Raw genomic sequence first — 18989 nt, forward strand, 5'->3', positions numbered from 1 at the left:
TTACAGACAAAGGAATGCAAATTTTAAATTATTTACGAGTTATTCATTTTTTACTTACAAACATAGTATTTATAAATAAATAAAAAAAAGGGCAAATTTTCGAAATAAGCCCTATATTTACTCTCGCAAAAGTTTTAAGCAAATCAGCTTCAAGAGCAGCAGGAAGCAATTTTATCGGCTAAAGAACATGCAAATGCACATTAGCTAAAGTTGCTTGCCAGGTGTAAAAAAGACACCAGTTTTTCTTTAATCTGACCTTGCTAGGTTAAATTTAGTGTATGTTGCTTGTTATCAGCTGGTTATCGTATGTGGTATAAGGAAGGTAATCGAAGAAAAACTAATGGGGCCAGGTACACTTTTCAGCAGCAAAAGAGCGTTTTTCCAGATGAATCAGCTATACAAATGATAGTTTGAGGGTTGAGGCAGACCATGTTAAACACGGAAAACCTGCATCAGCCTGCATTTTTATTTTATACGAAAGGGTTCTGAAAGACCGGTTGTTAGCAGTAGAATGGGGAGGCGAAATGCGAAATAGTAAATTTAACAGATTTTTAAAGAGCAACTTTTAACGAACGCTAGTATAAATCATTAAAGGAGGTGATATGAGTAAAACACAATGAGTAGAAGAAGCCGGGAATGACGTAGGATGGTAACGCAATAAATGGAGCTGCCGGAATAATAAAGCTGCGATGCTCTGTCTCTACCTTACTTCAGGCCAATATATTTAAACTGCATTTTTAATCTTTACGGATGCGCACGGTATATAAAGCTGTACAGCTTTCTTTGGTTCAGCTAAATACATGCCAGGCAATCTGTTTTTATAAATGACCAATACACTTTTCTACAACTTTTAACTTATTCTAAATGAAAAACTCAATATCTAAAGAGTTGAGATTTATTCTCATACTTCCACTATTCTTCTTGTGTATCGCCGGGGCGTTTGCACAAAGCATGGTGGTGCGAGGGACAGTAGTTGACGAGACGAATACCGGCCTGCCCGGTGTTACCGTGATGGTGAAGGGAACCTCAACGGGAACAGCTACAGGGATAGACGGTGACTTTGAGTTGAATGTTCCTGCTGGTAACAGCGTCCTGGTGGTATCTTATGTAGGCTACCAGGGCCAGGAAGTTGCTGTGAACAACAGAGCCACCATCAATATCACGTTAGTGCCCGATAGCAAGCTGCTCGACGAAGTGGTGGTGATTGGCTATGGTACCAGTACCAGAAGAGAACTGACAGGGTCTGTGGCCTCTGTTAAAGCCGAGGAGATAACCCTGGCGCCTACACACAATGCGCTCGAAGCCATACAGGGGCGTGCACCAGGTGTGGACATTACCAGAAGCTCCGGCCAGGCGGGGGCAACTGCTAACATCAATGTGCGTGGTACAAGGTCTATTTTTGGTAGCAGCAACCCGCTGGTAATTATTGATGGTTTTCAGGGCGGCGATATCAATTCCTTGAATACAAACGATATTGAGTCGATTGAAATTTTGAAAGATGCTTCTGCTACCGCTATCTACGGATCGCAGGGTGCCAACGGGGTAATTATAGTTACTACCAAAAAAGGCCAGGAAGGCAAAGCCAGAGTTTCTTATAACGGCTTTTATGGTGTAAACGGCTTCACGCCCTACCCAAGCCCACGCATCGGCGACGAGTATATTCAGCTAAGAAGAGAGGCATGGCGCAATCCTGCCAATGGCAACCAGAACATATGGACATCTCCTGATGATGACCGCATGCTGTTCCCTAACGATGAAGAATGGAATGCCCTGCAGGCAGGACAATGGGTAGACTGGACCGATATGGTAATGCGTAATGGTACGCAGCAAAACCACTCTATTTCTGTAAGCGGGGGATCCGAGAAAACGAAAATATTTGCTTCCGGTGCCTATTTCAGAGAAGAAGGCTTGCTCCGTTTCAACGATATGGATCGTTTTAATGGTCGGTTTAACTTAGACCAGACCCTCTCAAGCTGGGCAAAGGCGGGCGTTCTGAGCCAGATTACGTATTTCGATATCAATAACAGAGCCGACCCTTTGTCTGCCGCTCTTACAACTTCTCCGTTTGGTGTCCCTTACGATGCGAATGGAAACGTGAATGTGCGTCCGGTAATTGGCAATACAAACGTTATCAGCCCTCTGTCTGATGAGCGCGGACGCCACATCGCCACGAACAACACCAACAGGATTGTGGCAAACATAAACGCTTATGTGGAGATCAACCCTATCGAAGGGCTTACTTTCCGGTCTAACCTGGGTACTAATATTTCTTCAGCGCGGGTTGGGCAGTTCCATGATGCAACCTCTTTTGTAATGCGGAACACGCAGCGTAACCGTGCCATGGTATCTAATAACATGAACCGGTTCTACAACTTCGACAATATCCTGACTTATTCCAGAGATTTCGGCGACCATGCCATCACTCTTACCGGTGTAACTAACTATATAAACAGGGTTACAGATGAATATTCCATCACCGGCTGGGACCAGATTATCAGTTCTAACCTTTTTTACAATCTGGCAGCTTCAAACGCGACCGACAGAGAGGTATCTTCCAACTATGTGAAGTCGAATATGATGTCTTATGCTGGCAGGATAAACTACAACTACAAAGGCCGATACATGCTGACCCTGACGAACAGATGGGATGGCGCCTCGCAGTTGTATAAGAAGTGGGACTATTTCCCATCCATAGCCGGTGCCTGGATTGCCAGCGACGAGGCCTTTATGGAGGATATAAATGCTTTGAACTTCCTGAAAATTAGAGCTAGCTACGGTGTGGCAGGTAACTCCGGTATCGGGGCCTACGGTACCCAAAGCCTCATAAACGCGCAGCAGAACATGTCGTTTGGCGAAGAGGCTGCTCCTGTTTACCTGTTTAGCCAGATTATAGGTAACCAGACGTTGGGCTGGGAAAAATCTGCTACCGCTAACTTTGGCTTAGACCTTGGCTTCTTAAATAACAGAATCACTGCCAACATTGATGTGTACAACACAAAAACCTCTGACCTGTTGTACAGAAGAAACCTACCCTTGTCCTTTGGCTATAGCCGGGGCGCTTACACGTACCAGAACATTGCTGCTACTCAAAACAGAGGTGTAGAAGTTGCCCTGACAACTGTTAACATAGAAAACAGCAACTTTACCTGGAGCTCTACCTTTACGTTCAGCAAGAACAGCGAAAAAATAACAGACCTGATCGATGGTGATATCATAGATGCCAATACGCCTGAAACTGCTTCCCTGCTAATAGGCCGTCCGATTAACTCGTTCTACACTTACAACAAGTTAGGAATCTGGCAACTGGACGAAGCGGATGAGGCTGCCAGGTACACTTTCGGTACTACGCCCTATGCTCCCGGTATGATAAAGGTGCAGGATGTTAATGGCGATGGTGTAATTGATCCGGCCAACGACAGAACTTACATTGGCTCAACAGTTCCTAGCTGGTATGGCGGCTTGCAGAACACGTTCCGCTACAAGGGCTTAGACCTGGGGGTATTTGTATTTGCCCGCTGGGGACAAATGATGAATGCCGAGTACCTGGGCCGTTATAACCCGTCTGGCGAAGGAAATGGTCCTGCTTTCTTTGATTACTGGACGCCGGAGAATCCTACCAACGACTATCCGCGACCTGTGCGGGGAGCGGTGCTGAGCACGATTCCAGGCTACCAGACCCTCACATTTGTGGACGGATCTTTCTTCAAAATCAAAAACCTGACACTTGGCTATACTTTCCCGACTGCCTTGTCAGAAAGACTGCGCATTAACAAGGTAAGGCTCTATGCCACGGGCTCCAACCTGTTGGTAGTAGCTAAAAGCCACCTGGTTAGAGATTATGACCCGGAAAGAGGTGGATCAGAGTCGTTCCCGCTTAACCGCCAGTTCGTGTTCGGTGTGAACCTTGATTTTTAATTTAATACATTAAGCTATTAATCAGATATTATGAAAAGTATCAATTATATTTTGTCTCGTATCGTAGCTGGGTCACTTGCAGTAGGCTTGGTTGCATGCGATCTAGAAGAATACAACCCGGGCGGCAACACAGCAGATACTGTCTGGTCGACAGAGCAGGGCTTCAAAACGATTGTTAACGGCGCATATCATTACCAGCGCAACTTCTATGGGAAAGAAGATGCTATTTTTATGACAGAGGCAGGTACTGACCTGTGGTTTAATGCCAACCGTGCCAGCTACGCCAACCAGCTAACCCGCTACGAAGGCTTTACGCCCGATGCCAGCGGTACCATGAATAACTCTTTCAGAACATTCTATACGGCTATCAGCCACGCAAACGAAGGAATCAACCGCATCGGGGAAGTGCCTTTTTCTTCTCCCGAAGAGCGTGCCAGGCGTGAAGGGGAACTGCGCTTTCTGCGAGGGTTCTATTACTGGCACGTGGTGGAGACCTGGGGCGGCATAAACCTGAAGCTAGATACTGAGCCGGGCTTTACAGCTGAAAGAAGCTCTGTTCAGGCATTCTATGATGTGATTATCGCTGACCTTGAGTTTGCCGCTGCTAACCTTCCTAACCAGAACTTCTGGGCTGCGGAGTACAGCAGAGCTTCTAAAAAGTCTGCCCTGGGCTTTCTGGCGAAGGCGCTGCTATCCAGAGCTTATTATTCTGAAGGAGCAGAGCGCGAGCAGTATTTTGCCAGAGCAAGAGATGTTGCCAACGACATCATCAACCGCAAAGGGGAGCTAGGTATTGACTTGTATCCGAGATTTGCCGAAAACTTTGCCACCGCGAACCTTCTGAATGCCAGGAACCATAAAGAGGCGATGTATATCATCAGCAATTCTAACAACCAAAGCCTTAATTTTGACCTGAACTCCAACCGGTTGCACTTATGGCACATGACTCAGTACGGCAACAAGCCTGCCCTGCAACAGACCCTGGAGTATGGACAGGACAACCAAAGAAGGTTAATGCCTACCTTGGCTTTACTGGACTTTTATGAAGCTGATGAACTGGACACCCGCTATCAGGCATCCTTTCAGGAAGTATGGCTCGCAAATGCCAACAATAACTTTACGCTTACTGCCCCAATAGTTGCTTTGCTTCGTAAGGATCCAAGCCTGACAGGCAGAGTGATCAGAACAGGTGCCGGCGGAACGCCACGTGACACAGCGATGGTGATTACCCGAAGGAGACTGACAGGCGAAAGGTTTATGCCCTACGTTGCCATTGACAGAGATAGCGTGTATGCCACCGAATCAAACAATGCTATCAAGTCAGGAGCAGACTTTGTCAGGCTGAAGAAGTTTCATGATCCTAACAGGGTAACCCCAACTACTCAGGCTGGTTTTAACGACATTATCCTGATGCGTTTTGCCGAGATATACCTGATCGCGGCAGAAGCCGAACACCAGTTGGGAAACAACCAACGAGCTGCTGAGTTGATCAATGTCATCAGAACCAGGGCTGCAGTGCCCGGCAGGGAAGCTGAGATGCAGATCGGTCCGGAGCGAATTTCGATCGATTTTATCCTGGATGAGCGTGCGCGCGAACTGGCAGGTGAGCATACCCGCTGGTTCGACCTGAAGCGAACCCGCACACTGGTAGATCGCATTGCCAGGTACAACCCTGACATTACAGCCGTACGTGAGTTCCATATGCTGCGCCCTGTGCCGCAAGGAGAAATAGACGCGCTGCTGAATGGCGATGAGTTTGCGCAGAACCCTGGCTATGTGCAGTAAGACACAATTCGACTTTTAACTCCATAAAAAAAGACACCCGATCGGGTGTCTTTTTTTATTTACAGGGATGGCGGCTTGCCTGATTCTGGCATTAAGTATGAAGGCTATAGATGACGTCAAAACTTATCGGAAATAAGGAGAGGGAATGGTTACTGCCACAGCAGATTTTTCTATCCTAAATTTCAATAAGTTTTGTCGAAATCTATATGCCATGTTGTTTTCTCTTACATGCTGATTTTCAGGGATATGATGCTCCTGGTCCGCAAGCAATTCCCAGGTGTCCGGCAGAGTCCCCTGCCTCTTATTTGCTTTCTTCCCTGACTTGGGGAGCAATTATTCTAATGAAAATGCCCCTCCGGAGGCTTTCTTAGACAATAGATGCTAGATTTTAGATGGTAGACTTCTTTTGAGTTGAGAGTTGATTTGTGTTATCCGGTTCATCTTCAAACCAACCATTAAACCATCTAACAATTTAACAATCAACAACTAGCAACCAGCAATTATTCGAATGAAAATGCCCCTCCAGAGCTGATTTTGTAAGGAAAAGCAGGTCGTGCCAGCGCAAAATTCAGGAAACAGAAGTCTTTTTCTTCACTGCAAGATGAGCTCCGGAGGTCTTTGGTGCTCCTGCTGCTGCTACACCATCTCCGCCTTCAGGTACTGCCGCTTATACTCCAGCGGCGTAGTGCCCATCACTTTTTTAAAGTGGCGGTAAAAGTTGGAAACGTTGTTGAACCCGCACGCAAAGCAGATTACTTCTGTTGACTGCTTGTCTTCGATAAGCGCCCGGCAGGCGTGGCTGATCCGGATCTCAGTCAGAAAATCGTTGTACGTCTTTTTGGTCATGATCTTGAAGTACCGGCAAAAGGACGTGACGCTCAGGTTGGCCACAGAGGAAATCTCCGCCAGGCTGATATCTTTGTTGAAGTTGGACAGGGTGTAGGCGCAGACTCTGTTCAGCCGCTCCGTCTCCAGCTCGTTAGATTTATAGAAGGCATGGGCCGAGGTGATGTTCTCTACCTCGTCGGTTTCGGCGAGTACTTTCAGGATTGAGAGCAGCACGATCAGGCTATCGAGGTTTTTGACATTTACGGCCTGGTGCATCAGCTGCGCCAGTTTTTCTTTTGCGGCCCCTTTTACCACCAGTCCTTTTTTTGCGCGCTCAAACAGCTTGGGGATCAGGTAAGCCTCCGGCAGGTTCAGGATGTCGCGGCCAAGGCAGTCGGGCAGGAACTGAATCACGATGGCCTCTACCTCCAGCGCGGGGTTTTCCTCAAAATAGGCTTCGCGGCAGCGCCAGGTGTGCGGCAGGTTTTCGCCCAGCAAAATGATCTCGCCGGCAGAGAAGTTGTCGACATGGTCACCGATAAAACGCACGCCCTCCCCCTTGATAACAAAATGCAGCTCCAACTCCGGGTGGTAATGCCAGACCGTGCCGAAATTTGGCTGCCTGTTGTGCCGTATGCTGAAGGAACTCTGTAGCCCAATCGGGACTTTATGGAAATGGGGTTTCATGCATGTATCACGTTTGTGGTTGCGCCGGAAGTAAAGCACTGGTGGTTGGAGTCAGCCAAGCAATTTCTGCGGGATGAACCAGAGCAACAGGGGGCAACAATCCAGAGAGGCCGTTTTTCATTAGCATAATTACGCCTCTCCATAAAAGCCTGCCTGTATGAGTCTTCCGGCACCTCAAATTAAAATCAACAATGTTTTTTAGGATTGTGGCTGCTGCTTCGCAACACAGCCTGTTTGCCGCAGCAACTATAAACTTTCGTTGCTTTGCGGATATAACATAAAACGGGGTGTCTTTGTACTTATTTTGCTTTATACTTAACCCGTTTCGATTAACTCCGGAAACTTTCTTTAACTTGCTTTATGCCATCTTTATAGTTAATTTAAGATATTTGTCGGGGTTTTATGTCACAGCTTCAAATTTAACAACAATATGGGAGCTTGTATACAGGTTTCTTTATTTATGATAAGATCCTACAATTAATAGCGAATAAAACATAGAATCGGTGTGGCGAAAATGTGTAATTTTATCTTTTACAAAAGTGGTTGCTGAATTGCCTGCTACTATTAAAAGCAAACAGATCCGGTAACCTGGAGCTGTTGCTGTGCGGGTACGGCTGGTATTGGTTATGCCATGGCAGTACAGCAGCACTTCTTTTTACTAAAATATAACAAACGTTAATTAAGATTATGTCAGGGGTGCCGGCAGAGCCGCCCTGGCAGCATTTATAACCGGAATAAAAATGGATAACAAGCAAGTGAATAACAGGCTGATTGGTTCCAGGCCAAAAATCGGCATTCGCCCTGTCATAGACGGCCGCTTAGGCGGTATCCGTGAATCGCTGGAAGATACCACCATGGGCATGGCACAAAACGTTGCCCGTTTCTTTGAGGAAAACTTGCGTCACCCGGACGGAGCGGCAGTAGAGTGCGTGATTGCCGACAGCTGCATAGGTGGTGTGGCAGAGGCAGCCATGGCAGCCGACAAGTTTGAGAAAAGTGGCGTAGGTGTGTCGCTTACCGTTACGCCCTGCTGGTGCTACGGCACCGAAACTATCGACATGAACCCTTATACCCCAAAAGCGATCTGGGGCTTTAACGGCACCGAGCGCCCTGGGGCAGTTTACCTGGCTGCCGCCCTTGCCGGCCACAATCAGAAAGGTCTGCCTGCCTTCAGTATCTATGGGCAGGATGTGCAGGATATCACCGATACCACTATTCCACAGGATGTGCAGCACAAGCTGCTGCGCTTTGCCAAAGCAGGTCTGGCCGTTGCTACCATGCGTGGTAAGTCGTACCTTTCTATCGGTTCTGTGTCGATGGGGATTGCCGGTTCTATTGTAGATGCCGGTTTCTTTGAGAGCTACCTGGGCATGCGCACCGAGTATGTAGACTCTACGGAGGTGCTGCGCCGCATCGAGCGCAACATCTTCGATCAGGAAGAGTTTGAGAAAGCCATTGCCTGGACCCGCGAGAACTGCAAAGAAGGCACCGACTATAACCCGGAGAACTTAAAGCGTAACCGGGAGCAAAAAGACGCCGACTGGGAGTTCGTAGTAAAAATGACGCTCATTATCCGCGACCTGATGATCGGCAACCCGAAGCTGAAGGAGATGGGCTTTGGCGAAGAAGCAAACGGCCACAACGCCATTGCTTCGGGCTTCCAGGGGCAACGCCAGTGGACCGACCACCTGCCAAACGGCGATTTCTCGGAGGCTATCCTCAACTCTTCCTTCGACTGGAACGGCATTCGTCAGGCCTTTATCGTAGCCACCGAGAACGACTCGCTGAACGGAGTAGCCATGCTCTTCGGGCACCTGCTCACCGACACGGCACAGATCTTTGCCGATGTGCGCACCTACTGGAGCCCTGAAGCAGTGAAACGAACTACCGGTTACGAACTGGAAGGCATCGCCAGCAACGGCTTCCTGCACCTGATCAACTCCGGCTCCTGCACCCTCGACGGCACCGGCCAGCAAACCCGCAACGACGAGCCGGTAATGAAGCCTTTTTGGGAAATTTCTGAAGAGGAAGCCAAGAAATGCCTCGATGCCACCACCTGGTACCCGGCCACCCTGGAGTACTTCAGAGGCGGAGGCTATTCTTCCAACTTCCTGACCAAAGGCAAAATGCCGGTAACCATGTCGCGCGTGAACCTGATAAAAGGCCTTGGTCCGGTCTTGCAGATTGCCGAAGGCTGGACCATTGACCTGCCGGAGCACGTGCACAACCACATCGATCAGCGCACCGACAAAACATGGCCAACTACCTGGTTCGTGCCAAACCTGACCGGTACCGGCGCTTTCCGGGATGTGTACTCGGTTATGAACAACTGGGGCTCCAACCATGGCGTGGTAAGCTACGGCCACGTAGGTGCCGACCTGATTACGCTGGCATCGATGCTGCGTATTCCGGTGTGCATGCACAACGTGTCCGAAGAAAAAATCTTCAGGCCAAGCGCCTGGGCCGCTTTCGGCATGGATGCCGAAGGAGCCGATTACAGAGCCTGCCAGAGTTACGGGACTCTTTATTAAGTTATGAATGAGTGAATGAGTGATTGAGTGAATATTAAATTTGGGAATTTGAAGATTTAAGAATTTCCAATTCTAAAACTCACTCATGCACTCATTCACAATTAAGAATTCACTCAATTACTCATTCGAAATTCAAATCTCACTCAATCTCTCATTCAAAATTCAAAATTATACATAATGAAAACTGGAACACTGCCAACACCTTTAAAAGGAATTATTCCGCCGCTGGTTACGCCTTTGCTGGATAACGATACGCTGGATGTAGAAGGGCTGGAACGGCTGATCGAACATATTCTGGCAGGGGGAGCGCATGGCTTGTTCGTGTTGGGAACTACCGGCGAAGCGCCAAACCTGAGCTATAACCTGCGCCATGAGCTGGTGCAGCGCACTTGTAAGCAGGTAGCAGGCCGTGTGCCGGTGCTGGTAGGAATTACCGATACGGCAGTTTCGGAGAGCCTTCGGCTGGCCCAGACGGCTGCTGAGGCGGGTGCTGCTGCAGTGGTATCGGCTCCTCCCTATTACTACACGCCAAGCCAGGCAGAGTTGGTAACCTACTATAACTATGTGGCTGATCGGGTAACACTGCCCTTGTTCCTGTACAACATGCCGTCGCATACCAAGGTGTCGTTTGAGCCGGCTACGGTAAAGGCGCTCTCTGCGCACAAAAATATTGTAGGTTTAAAAGACAGCTCCGGCAACTCGGTTTACTTCCAGATGCTGTGCAACATCATGCGCGACCAGCCTGATTTTTCGCTGCTGGTAGGCCCAGAAGAGATAACCGCTGAAGTGGTGCTGATGGGCGGCCACGGTGGTGTGAATGGTGGTGCCAATATTTTCCCGCACCTGTACGTTGAGTTATATGAGGCCGCGCTAAACAGAAACTTTGAGCAAATCAGTATTCTGCAGCAGCAGGTGCTCAACATCAGTTCCCGTCTGTATACCGTGAGCAAGTGCGGCACCAGTTACCTGAAAGGAGTAAAGGCAGCCCTGTCTGAGCTGGGTATTTGCAACGATTTTCTGGCCGAGCCGCATCAGCGTTTTCAGGGAGCCGAAAAAGAAAAAATCAAGTCGCATTTAGAAGAAATTAAAAGCAGCATGCCGCGTGTAAACTCCGTTAGCCTATGAATCTTCCCCTCATAGATTTAATTGTTATTATTGCTTACATGGGAGGGGTAGTGCTCTTCGGTTGTTCCTTTTACTTCCGCAGAAGCTCTCCTGACGATTATACGATTGGTGGCGGTAAAATGCCTTCCTGGACTGTAGGGATGTCTATTTTTGCCACCTTCGTGAGTAGCATCAGTTTTCTGGCCTTGCCAGGCGCGGCCTACATGAGCAACTGGAATGGATTTGTGTTCAGCTTATCCATTCCGATTGCTGCTTTTTTTGCTGTAAAATTCTTTGTGCCGCTCTACCGAAGCATCAACAGCCCTTCGGCTTATTATTATTTGGAAACCCGCTTTGGGCCCTGGGCACGGGTGTATGCCTCTGTCTGCTACCTGCTCACACAGCTGGCGCGCATGGGGGCCATTATGTACCTGCTCGCCCTGCCCATGAATGCCTTGTTTGGCTGGAGCATTCCGCTCATCATCATCGTGACAGGTGTTTGTGTGTTGCTGTATTCAATGATGGGGGGCATAGAGGCGGTTATCTGGACGGATGCCATTCAGGGGATTATCCTGATAGTGGGAGCCCTGGCTTGTTTGGGTGTGCTTGTGTTTACGTTGCCGGAAGGCCCCGGACAATTATTTGAGATCGCGGCTGCCAACGATAAGTTTAGCCTGGGCAGTTTTGGTACCAGCCTTTCCGCCCCCACCTTCTGGGTGATTCTGGTGTATGGCTTGTTCATTAACCTGCAGAACTATGGGATAGACCAGAACTATGTGCAGCGCTACATGACTGCAAAGTCGGAGAAGGAAGCTGTTAAGTCTACCTTGTTTGGCAGCATGTTGTATATTCCGGTATCATTGATGTTCTTTTTTATCGGGACGGCCTTGTTTGCCTACTACCAGGCACAACCCGATCTGCTGCCCGAGGCCCTGAAAGCGCCAGGTATGGCCGATAAGGTATTCCCGCATTTTATAGTGCATGGCCTGCCCGCCGGGGTAACCGGACTGTTGATTGCCTCTATCTTTGCCGCCGGCATGAGCACGGTGTCTACCAGTATTAATAGCTCTGCCACCGTTATTCTGACAGATTATTACAAGCGCTTCTTTAATAAGAACGCCAGCATGAAGCAGTCGATGCGCGTTTTGTATACCACATCCTTTATTATGGGAATTTTAAGCATCCTGGTATCGTTAGCTATGATGCAGGTGAAAAGCGCCCTCGATGCCTGGTGGGCGCTGTCTTCCATTTTTAGCGGTGGTATGCTGGGTCTGTTTTTGCTCGGCTTTGTTTCGCAGAAAGTCAGGAACTTCGATGCTGCTATCGGTGTGGTAGCGGGTGTATTGGTAATCAGCTGGGTGAGTTTGTCGCCCGTGTATTTTACGGATGGGGTATGGGTGCAGTTTAAAAGTACGCTGCATACGAACCTGGCAATTGTATTAGGTACCATGGCCATTTTCATTGTAGGCTTTGTAGTGGCCGGAATTGCTAACCGTAACACAGGTAAAGCGGCTCAACAAGGAAAGCCAGTTCATGCAAAAGATAAAATAAAGCAATAGCTGATGCAGGGAAGCATACTTTTTGCTGCTACAAAACAACTGCTGGTTCATAGGCTCTTTATAAGTTAAAAATTAAAAAATATGAATAAGATATCACAGACTCTTTGTGTCGCACTAGGGTGTTTCCTGTTGTCGGGCGGGCCTGCCCTGGCGCAGCAGAAAAGCCTTGTAAACACCACGGCCAGCTCTCATGCCAAGCTGAGCGGTGTCGACATGAATGCCGTAACCTGGACGCAGGGATTCTGGGCCGACCGCTTTAAGGTTGCCCAGGAGACCATGGTGCCCAACATATGGAACATCTACAACGATCCGAAGGTGTCGCATGCTTTCCGGAACTTTGAGATAGCAGCCGGCATGGCCGAAGGAGAGCACAAAGGACCCTCGTTCCACGACGGCGATTTTTATAAAGTGCTGGAGTCTTTGGCGGCTACGTATGCTGTTACCAAAGACCCTAAGCTGGACCAGGAGATGGACCGGGCCATTGCCGTTATTGCCAAGGTACAGCAGGATGATGGCTACATCTACACACCAGCCATTATTCAGAAAAAGAAAAACCAGGGCACCGGCTCCGCCTTTCAGGACAAGGTAAACTTTGAAGCCTACAACCTGGGCCACCTCATGACGGCCGCCTGCGTGCATTACCGCGCCACCGGCAAAACCTCGTTGCTGAACGTGGCTAAAAAAGCAACCGATTTCCTTTACAATTACTACAAAACAGCATCCCCGGAGCTGTCACGCAATGCCATCTGCCCCTCGCATTACATGGGTACCGTAGAAATGTACCGCACTACCCAGGATCCTAAGTACCTGGAACTGGCGCAGAACCTGGTCAATATTCACGGCACCACAGACGATGGCACCGACGATAACCAGGACCGCATTCCACTCCGGAAGCAGACAAAAGCCATGGGCCATGCCGTGAGAGCGAGTTACCTGTATGCCGGTGTAGCCGATGTATATGCCGAAACAGGCGACAAATCGCTTATGTCGGTGCTCGACCTGATGTGGGATGATGTGGTGTACCGCAAGATGTATATTACCGGTGGCCTAGGCTCGCTGTATGATGGCACATCTCCGGACGGCACTTCTTACAACCCGAAAGATGTGCAGAAAATACACCAGGCCTTTGGCCGCGACTACCAGTTGCCGAACCACACCGCGCACAACGAGACCTGCGCCAATATTGGCAACGTGCTCTGGAACTACCGCATGCTGAAACTGACTGGCGATGCCAAGTATGCCGATGTAATGGAACTGGCGCTGCACAACAGCGTGCTCTCCGGCATCAGCCTGAAAGGAACCGAGTTTCTGTACACCAACCCGCTTGCGCAGTCTGACGATTTGCCGTTTAAGCAGCGCTGGTCTAAAGACCGGGTAGGCTACATCGCCTTATCTAACTGCTGCCCGCCCAATGTGGTGCGTACGGTAGCCGAGGTGCATAACTATGCTTACAGCACTTCTGACAAAGGCATCTGGTTTAACCTGTACGGAGGTAACAAACTGGCCACTAAACTGAAAGATGGCTCTGATGTAAAGCTGACGCAGGAAACCAATTACCCATGGGACGGCAACATAAAAGTGACCCTGGATCAGGTGCCCAGAAAGAAAAAGGAATTCTCTATGTTTCTGCGCATTCCGGGCTGGGCCGATGGAGCTAAACTGCTCGTGAACGGCAAGCCGCATAACGCTAAGCTAACTCCCGGCGAATACGCTGAAGTGAGCGCCAGGTGGGCGAAAGGCGATAAGATTGAACTTGTGCTGCCAATGGAGGCCAAGCTGATTGAGTCGAACCCGCTTGTAGAGGAAACCCGAAACCAGGTAGCCGTAAAGCGTGGTCCGGTAGTATACTGCATCGAGTCGGTGGACATGCCAAAGGGCCAGTCCATCTTCAACGTAACACTTCCTGCCGATATCCGCTTTACGCCAAAACTCATCAAGATCGAAAACAGCGACGTTATGAGCCTGGAAGGAAATGCGAAACTGATCAAAAACCAGGATTGGGATAAACAGCTTTACCGCGAAATTGCCAAAGATAACCAAACCGTGCCGGTAAAACTGGTGCCTTACTACGCCTGGGGCAACAGAGGCCACGCTGAAATGTCGGTTTGGATGCCATTAAGCAGGTAATTGATTAAATACACAAGATTTTTTATATAAAATAATCAGGTTCGCCTCCATAATTCTGGAAGAGGGCCTGATTATTTTTTTAGCAAGAAGCGTCAGCAGAGCAATTATTCTAATCAAAATGCCCCTCCGGCAGTTTTTTACACTGGTGTTGCACATAGAACTATATTTCAATTATAGCCTGCACTTGCTTTACAAACTAACAGGCTTAACAATAATCAAAGACTCACAGCAAAAAACTGAGCTGAAAATATGAAAGTAACAAATCTGAAGAAGTGCCTGCTCGCAGGAATCGCAGTCCTTGTCATACAGACTGCCAGTGCCCAGCAACTCGCCTTTCCAGGAGCAGAAGGCTTCGGCAAATATGCTACTGGGGGCAGAGGCGGGCAGGTAGTGGCAGTAACCAACCTCAACGACAGTGGCCCCGGCAGCTTCCGGCAGGCGTTTGAGGAGTTCCCGGGAGAACCGATCACCATTGTATTCAGGGTGGCAGGTGCTATTGATCTGAAATCGGAGCTCCGGATAAAGCGATCTGATATAACTGTAGCAGGGCAAACAGCACCCGGAGACGGCATTGTGCTGACCGGCCATTCTTTTACCATCAATGGCGCCAGGGCCAAAAGCCAGGGAGGCAACCACGGCAACATCATAATCCGGCACCTGCGTTCCCGCCCCGGCCATGGCACAGGCAAGGATGTACTCTACGGCTTTAACATGGAAAACTGCCAGAACGTGATTGTGGACCACTGCTCCTTTAGCTGGGCCAACGAAGAGGTGGCCGCCATGTACGATACCCACAACACCACCGTGCAATGGTCTATTGTGAGCGAAGGATTGCATGATGCGGACCATCATAAAGGATTGCGTGCCTATGGCGGCGTATGGGGAGGTCAGAATGCCTCTTATCACCACAACCTTATCGCGCACCTCTACAGCCGCACCATCCGGTTCAACGGGGCCAGGGCACACGACACGTTGGCCATAGTAGATTACCGCAACAACGTGGTGTATAACTGGGGCAACCAGAACGGGGCCTATGGGGGCGAGGTAGAGATACCAGGAGGGAAGTCGCAGATCAACCTCGTGAACAACTACTACAAACCAGGACCAGCCACGCCTAAAACCCTGCAATTTGTGCAGGCATACTACACGCCGGCCAAGGCAAAAGGCGTGGGAGAGTGGTATGTGGCCGGTAATGTAATGGCTGGAAACGCCGCCCTGACCAAAAACAACTGGCAGGCCGTAGATCTGCAGCGCGTGCCGGAAGAGAGCAGAGCTAACGCAAAATCCGCCAAACCCTTTCCGATAAGTGCGGCGCTGCAGGAGCAACCTGCTGCCGATGCTTACAAGGCCGTGTTGGCCAATGCCGGAGCCACTCTGCCGGTGCGCGATGCGGTAGACAAAAGAGTGGTGGAAGAAACCCGGAAGGGAACGGCAAGCGCTACCGGTAAGCAGGGCAAGCCAGGCATTATCGACTCGCCATCGCAGGTGGGTGGCTATCCAGCTTATAAAGCTGCTGCAGCACCTGTGGACACCGACAAAGACGGCATGCCCGATGCCTGGGAGCGCAAACACGGCCTCAACCCCAACAACCCATCTGACCGGAACGGCGACCTGAATGGCAATGGCTACACCAACCTGGAAGAATACCTGAACGGAACAGTGCCAACAAAACAGAAAACAGCTCGCTAATTTCAGTTGCTGCTTGCAGTAAATCTGTTTCTGAAGTCTGAAGCTTGTCCGGATTCTGCTTGTTACAGCAGTTTCCGGACAAGCTTTTTCTGTTTGGCAGAGAAGTAGCAGCAGGTGCAGCAGAAGCCTTTACAGTACGTGGAGGGGCTTTTTCATTAGAAAAATTAAATGGCATATCGCAAGTTTAGGCGCAGCCGCAACTCGTGGTTGAGTATGATGCAAGTTTATAACCTGCATACCGCATATCGAGGAAGAAAATCTACTAAGCAGCAGCAGCGCCTCTAGAGGGCGATTTTGATTAGAATAATTCAGAAAAAAAATCAGGGTAATCAGAAAAACCTTTCCAATCAAGGTCTCTTGTTCCCTAAATGTTTATCAGCGAAATTCAGGTATTGCTTCCAGTCATATTCAGTAACATCGTGCTTTCCAGTTCGGATGTGGTAACCGATGCGTCCATGTACTGGCTGGTTAAGCGGTGGAAATTCCTGGGAAGGCAAGCCTTCTGTGCCTAAAAAGCGGTACACAGGATCAGCGGCTTTGGCTGCCAGAAACTCGCCGTATGGGTCGGCGCCTCTGTCTTCCTCGGCACTGGCAATGTAGAGAGGGCGCGGTGCGATCAGGGCCAGGAGCATGTGCTGGTCGAAGGGGAGAGCCTCCTCGTTTTTGTTGTATTTCTTAAAATTGGAAGCGAACCAATGCGGGTTTCCACGCGTGAGCCGCTCCACATCTTCGCCATATTTACGCTTTGATAGAGCCGCGCCTCCACCACCAGACTCGTTGCTGATGACCATGGCAAAGCGCTCGTCGCGGGCTCCTGCCCACAAAGCGGCTTTGCCCATCCTAGAGAAACCGAACAGCATCACCTTTTTAGCAGCTATCTGCTTATCTGTTTCCAGATAAGCGAGGGCACTGCTCAGGCCCCAGGCCCAGGCGCTCATGGTGCTGAAATTGTCGTCCCGGTTTTGCAGTTCCGGGTATAGCGCGCGGACGGCATCTGTCACATTGTCTTTTTTATCGGGGGCAATATCGTTGGCAAACACGGTGGCCACACCATAACCTCGCTCCAAAATCATCTCGATCGGCCAGCGACTAGCCGTGGCCCCCCTCGATTTTTCGGTGGAAATATTGTCGACTACTCCTGCTCCACCCGCCCACACCCAGTTCGGCGAGAGTTTAATAGCCGGATCGGAGTGCACCGCATGGTTCCCCTGAAAATTAAGCCCTAAAAACACAGGAACTTTGCCCTTTACCTGGTTGGGGAGGTACAGCAGGATATCCATTTGCGGACCATCCGGCTTACCCGTGAAAAATACGGTGATCTGTTTCCGGGTAGCTTTGCCGTTCAGGGCTTGCGTATCCTGCTCAAACACTTGAAACGTCATGTTCTCCGGCTTGCCAGGCGACCGGCCATACATTTCGTGCTCGAACAGTTCCAGAATTTCAGCTCGCCGCTTCTTCTTCCATTGCCTTTTGTTTTTTACCCTGGAGCCATCCGTAAAAACCAAAGGATCGGGCAGGGTATAAGGCTGCACCTTGTCCTCCTCGTAATTTTGGGCACCAGCAGGCAGCATGGCGAGAACCATAAATAGCAAAAGGAGCAGCTGTTTGTAGGCCATGGGAAGTGGATAGCGGATAGTACAAATTTTACAGTGTCTGTCAGACCTGTGCGTGTTTTATCAACTACGAAGAAATGGTAAAAATGTCGCTGACATGAGCAGCAGCAGCAGCAGAGCCTCCGGAGGGCCTTTTTTATTTAAATAATTACACCAGTGGCTGATGAATGGCCTTTCTACTCCCCCAGACACGCACAGGTCTGGAAGACACACTGAGGTCGGAACTGCTAGAGTCCCTCTGTTTTCTTCCGGTAATCGATCAGGTCTTTGATGCTCACCAGCTTCAGGTGGAGCTTATCGGCAATCTGGCGAAGCTCGGGCAGGCGCGCCATAGAGCCATCTTTGCTGAGCACCTCTACCAAAACGCCGGAAGGCTTGAAGCCAGCCAGACGCGCGAAATCTACCGTAGCCTCGGTATGGCCGGGGCGGGCCAATACGCCACCGTTGCGGCTCTTGAGCGGGAAAATGTGGCCAGGCGAGCCCAGTTCTTCCGGTTTGGTGGCCGGGTCTATGAGCGCTTTTATCGTTTTGGCGCGGTCGGAAGCGGAGATGCCGGTGGTGCAGCCGTGGCCGATCAGGTCAACGGAAATGGTGAAAGCCGTTTCGTGCGAGGAGGTGTTGTTCTCCACCATCATCGGCAGTTCCAACTCTTCGCAACGCTCTTCTGTTAGCGACACGCAGATCAGGCCCCGTCCTTCACGGGCCATAAAGTTGACTAATGAAGGCGTAATACACTCCGAGGCACAGATCATGTCGCCTTCGTTTTCGCGATCTTCATCGTCTACTACAATCACTATTTTACCATCGCGAATGTCGGCTATGGCTTCTTCTATGGTATTTAAGACTATTTTCCCGGTTGCTGCTTTATCGTGACCCATGCTATAGGATTCTTTTTATATACATTTTTTAGTTCTGCACCTGCTACCGGTGCACTCCTGTAAATGTAAAACAAAATCAGCAGCCAATCGCAATTTTGTCTTTTTCTGGTGGTGGTTGTAAGTTGGCAGGAGGTTCGGGAGTGGCAGATTATTCGAATGAAAATGGCCTTCCGGAGAGGTTTTTTCTGCTGATGTTACTGCTGCTTTTCTGGACTTCCCAGTCTGAAAGAGCCAACGGATGTGTTGCAAAGCCTCCAGCAGGTCATTTTCATT

The 18989-nt window shown here is 49.5% G+C and carries 9 protein-coding genes and 1 pseudogene; 7 read left to right on the forward strand and 3 right to left on the reverse strand.

Translation table 11 applies throughout. The features are described from left to right. Nucleotides 1-864 precede the first annotated feature (864 nt). On the forward strand, nucleotides 865-3915 hold the full coding sequence (locus FJM74_RS07865) for a SusC/RagA family TonB-linked outer membrane protein (RefSeq protein ID WP_187262042.1): 3051 nt from the start codon (nucleotides 865-867) through the stop codon (nucleotides 3913-3915). A gap of 30 nt (nucleotides 3916-3945) precedes the next feature. Beyond that, a complete protein-coding gene (locus tag FJM74_RS07870; RefSeq protein ID WP_187262043.1) occupies nucleotides 3946-5700 on the forward strand; it encodes a RagB/SusD family nutrient uptake outer membrane protein in 1755 nt (584 codons plus the stop codon). Between the two features lie 636 nt (nucleotides 5701-6336). Here FJM74_RS07870 and FJM74_RS07875 read toward each other — a convergent pair. After that, nucleotides 6337-7215 carry an AraC family transcriptional regulator gene (locus FJM74_RS07875; RefSeq protein ID WP_187262044.1) on the reverse strand — a complete coding sequence of 293 codons (879 nt, stop codon included), beginning with the start codon at nucleotides 7213-7215 and terminating at the stop codon, nucleotides 6337-6339. A gap of 740 nt (nucleotides 7216-7955) precedes the next feature. Here FJM74_RS07875 and FJM74_RS07880 point away from each other — a divergent pair. The 5 genes from FJM74_RS07880 to FJM74_RS07900 all read left to right on the forward strand — a co-directional run bounded on the left by FJM74_RS07880 (nucleotide 7956) and on the right by FJM74_RS07900 (nucleotide 16225). Beyond that, complete coding sequence (locus FJM74_RS07880) at nucleotides 7956-9746, forward strand: L-fucose isomerase (RefSeq protein ID WP_187262045.1); 1791 nt, start codon at nucleotides 7956-7958, stop codon at nucleotides 9744-9746. Nucleotides 9747-9923: 177 nt separating this feature from the next. Continuing rightward, a complete protein-coding gene (locus FJM74_RS07885) occupies nucleotides 9924-10871 on the forward strand; it encodes a dihydrodipicolinate synthase family protein (RefSeq protein WP_187262046.1) in 948 nt (315 codons plus the stop codon). Further along, on the forward strand, nucleotides 10868-12409 hold the full coding sequence (locus FJM74_RS07890; RefSeq protein WP_187262047.1) for a sodium:solute symporter: 1542 nt from the start codon (nucleotides 10868-10870) through the stop codon (nucleotides 12407-12409). Before FJM74_RS07885 ends, FJM74_RS07890 begins: the two co-directional genes overlap by 4 nt. 81 nt (nucleotides 12410-12490) lie before the next feature. Continuing rightward, nucleotides 12491-14536 carry an aceric acid hydrolase gene (locus tag FJM74_RS07895; RefSeq protein ID WP_187262048.1) on the forward strand — a complete coding sequence of 682 codons (2046 nt, stop codon included), beginning with the start codon at nucleotides 12491-12493 and terminating at the stop codon, nucleotides 14534-14536. Nucleotides 14537-14785: 249 nt separating this feature from the next. Then, complete coding sequence (locus tag FJM74_RS07900) at nucleotides 14786-16225, forward strand: pectate lyase (protein ID WP_187262049.1); 1440 nt, start codon at nucleotides 14786-14788, stop codon at nucleotides 16223-16225. Nucleotides 16226-16572: 347 nt separating this feature from the next. Here FJM74_RS07900 and FJM74_RS07905 read toward each other — a convergent pair whose 3' ends face one another. Then, complete coding sequence (locus tag FJM74_RS07905; protein WP_187262050.1) at nucleotides 16573-17841, reverse strand: glucuronyl esterase domain-containing protein; 1269 nt, start codon at nucleotides 17839-17841, stop codon at nucleotides 16573-16575. A 227-nt stretch (nucleotides 17842-18068) separates the two neighbouring features. Then, nucleotides 18069-18716 (reverse strand): annotated as a pseudogene (gene ribB / locus FJM74_RS07910) (3,4-dihydroxy-2-butanone-4-phosphate synthase); the annotation flags it as partial. Nucleotides 18717-18989: the final 273 nt, after the last annotated feature.

Source organism: Pontibacter beigongshangensis, assembly GCF_014332515.1.
GTDB classification, from domain to species: domain Bacteria; phylum Bacteroidota; class Bacteroidia; order Cytophagales; family Hymenobacteraceae; genus Pontibacter; species Pontibacter beigongshangensis.